Raw genomic sequence first — 2839 nt, forward strand, 5'->3', positions numbered from 1 at the left:
AGATAAAATGGTTGTTGATTGAAATAAATTTCGATTTTTGTAGTTTAATATTACAGCGAAAATTATCTTTATTGCAAATTTCAAATATTTTTTAGAATTAATTATTAAAAACCAGAATTAATATATGTTTAGTTTTATTCAATTACAAACAGATACAATCGCAAATGCTTCAAATGTAGTAATCGAGAAGATTGCTCCAGAACAAGAAATTTCAATGTTTGGGTTCATCATGAAAGGGGGAGTTTTCTTAATTCCAATTGCGATTTTATTGTTTTATACTATTTATGTGATTTTTGAACGTTATATGTATATCAGTCGAGCATCAAAAATTGACAGTAGATTAATGCAGGATGTTGGCGAAAAATTGCATTCTGGAAATATTGAATTAGCAAGAACAATTGTAGAAAGAAATAACACCGCTGCTGGAAATATTTTAAAAGAAGGTGTTTTGGTTATTGGAAGGCCAATTGCAGAAATTGAATCCAACATGGACCGCGCCGCTGATATCGAAATTGGCGAAATGGAAAGACGTTTAGGTCACCTTGGACTTATAGCTGGTATCGCTCCAACATTAGGTTTCATCGGAACAATTTCTGGAGTAATTAAAATTTTCTACAGCATTTCGGTTACAGAAAATATCAGTATCGGAAACATTTCTGGAGGTTTATACGAAAAAATGATCAGTTCAGGATCTGGATTAATCGTTGGTATTATTGCATATTCTGCTTACCACTTACTGAACGGAAAAATCGATGATTTTGCTTTAAAAATCCAAAAACAGATTTTAGAATTTGTCAATATAATTCAAAGAGCATAAAGTATGTCTATTAAGAGAAAAAGAAGATTTCACGCCGAAGTTGCGACTTCATCTTTGAGTGACATTATGTTTTTCCTGTTGTTGTTTTTCTTAATTATCTCAACACTGGCAAATCCGAATGTGATTAAGATGACATTGCCAAAAGCTAAAGCAAATGAAAAAACCAATAAACAGTTAATCAGTTTATCGGTTACAGAAGATAAAAAGTTCTACATCGACAAACAAGAAGTTGATTTCGAAAACCTGGAAACGAGTTTAATGTCAAAAATAGGAACAGATAAAGAGCAAACCGTTGTTGTCCGAATACCGTTTAATCTGCAAGTTCAAGACCTAGTAGATGTTTTGCAAATAGGAGTAAAGAACAATCTTAAATTCGTAATTGCTACAAGTCCGAAATAGATTTTATCATTTAGGCGTGACCACAATAAAAAAATGGGCCAATCAGCTTAACGTTGATACGCCCATTTTTTTATTGCGGTCGGGCTATCCGCGCTACAGTGGTAGCTAGCTTCTATCCCTCACGCGAGCAGACGTTAATCTAGGGCATTTAGAGGAACGAAATAATCACGGTAGGATTGGCTACAATCTTGTCATTTCGACGAAGGAGAAATCTCCGCGAGAAGCTCTACAAAGGATTGGAATTTCGTTGCGGAGTTACTTGTGGAGATTTCTCCTTCGTCGAAATGACAAACTGAACGAAATAAATGGGTTTAAACCAGTTCAATAAAAAAGGCTTTCAGATTTCTGAAAGCCTTTTTTATATAAACATATTTTAGTGTAAATCCGTGAAATTCATGTTTTAATCCAAACTGAAATTATAAATAATTTTCCCAACTTGTTTGGCAGGAGCATCACTATCAGATTCCCATTTGGTATTCATTGCTGCAATTCTCGCTTGATCTAATAAACATTTTGCTGTATTCGTTGTTCCTTTAATTCCTGCAGTTGCGCTTATCGTTTTTCCGTTTTGGTCAACGCTTACTTCAACAACCACTTTTCCTTCTTCATTACAAGTATATTTTGGTGCGGGTTTAGAAAGTGCTTTTCTGTTTCCTAAAGAATATCCCGATCCACCGCCAGAACCACCGCCACTTCCAGCTCCGTAACCGCTTCCAGTTCCAATACCATTTCCAGTTCCGTTACCGCCACCAGTTCCTCCGCCAGAGCCACCCGATCCGTAATAACCATTTGAGTTTAAACTTCCACCTGCTTTTCCTTTATTTCCGGCTACTTTATCATCTCCGTCACCACCTTTGTTGGAACCTTTCATAATGCTTGCTAAAGCATCGTTGGTAGAGTTCGAAACTTTCGGTTTTTCAGGAGCAGGTTTTGTTTCTGGTTTTACTGGAGTTGGTTTCTTAGGTTTTTCTTTCGCTGGAATAACGACGTCATTTTCTGCTGTTGTATTTTCCTGAGTAATAATTGCATCTTCTGGAGCAGCTTTTGCGGGTGCTGCTTTTACATTGTTTTTTACTTCCAGAACTTCACTTTTGTAATTGGCTCCTCTTCCTAAATCACTATCTCCAAAATTTACTGTAACGCCGCCGCCACCGCCGCCACCTTCTGCAAGCGCAACGTTATTTTCCGGATTATAAGGAGGCCAAAAACGGATAAAAAATAGCAATAGAATAATTGCTGCATATATCGCAGTGGTGAATAGTAATGATTTCTTTTGATCTGAAGAAATAGAGGAACTCATCTAAAATCTAAATTTTGAAATGTATTATTTTAAAAACGTTTAAAAGTAGTAAAAATTGTTTAGAATGAAAGAGCGTGATGTAATTTAACCGCAAGGGGCGCTAAGTATTTTTTTTAAATGATTATAACACAAAGCACGCAAAGATTTTCGCAAAGAAGCGCAAAGTTTTTTTGAGTAAATCTTCGATTGAAGTTCGCAAAGCTTGATGTCGACAAAGCTTTGCGAACTTAATATTTAGATATTGGTTACGCTCCAAATAAAAATACCTTAGCGTTCTTTGCGTTAAAAAAAACTAGTAATTGTAACGCAAAGTACGCAAAGAA

3 protein-coding genes are annotated in these 2839 nt (G+C 35.6%); 2 read left to right on the forward strand and 1 reads right to left on the reverse strand.

Annotated features, from left to right (window positions below; genetic code table 11):
- The first annotated feature begins 124 nt into the window (after positions 1-124).
- Both VGE71_RS17965 and VGE71_RS17970 read left to right on the forward strand, forming a co-directional pair.
- Entirely contained in the window at positions 125-817 is a 693-nt protein-coding gene (locus tag VGE71_RS17965) for a MotA/TolQ/ExbB proton channel family protein (RefSeq protein ID WP_331139538.1), read from the forward strand.
- 3 nt (positions 818-820) lie between these two features.
- The gene (locus tag VGE71_RS17970; protein WP_008464192.1) at positions 821-1216 is read left to right on the forward strand and encodes an ExbD/TolR family protein; all 396 of its coding nucleotides are present in this window, start codon (positions 821-823) and stop codon (positions 1214-1216) included.
- Positions 1217-1616: 400 nt separating this feature from the next.
- On the opposite strand, the gene VGE71_RS17975 is transcribed toward VGE71_RS17970, so the two are convergent.
- Positions 1617-2516: an energy transducer TonB gene (locus VGE71_RS17975; protein WP_331139539.1), complete on the reverse strand. Its 900-nt coding sequence runs from the start codon at positions 2514-2516 to the stop codon at positions 1617-1619.
- Positions 2517-2839: the final 323 nt, after the last annotated feature.

The organism is Flavobacterium sp. (assembly GCF_036405015.1).
In the GTDB taxonomy this organism is placed as follows: Bacteria; Bacteroidota; Bacteroidia; order Flavobacteriales; family Flavobacteriaceae; genus Flavobacterium.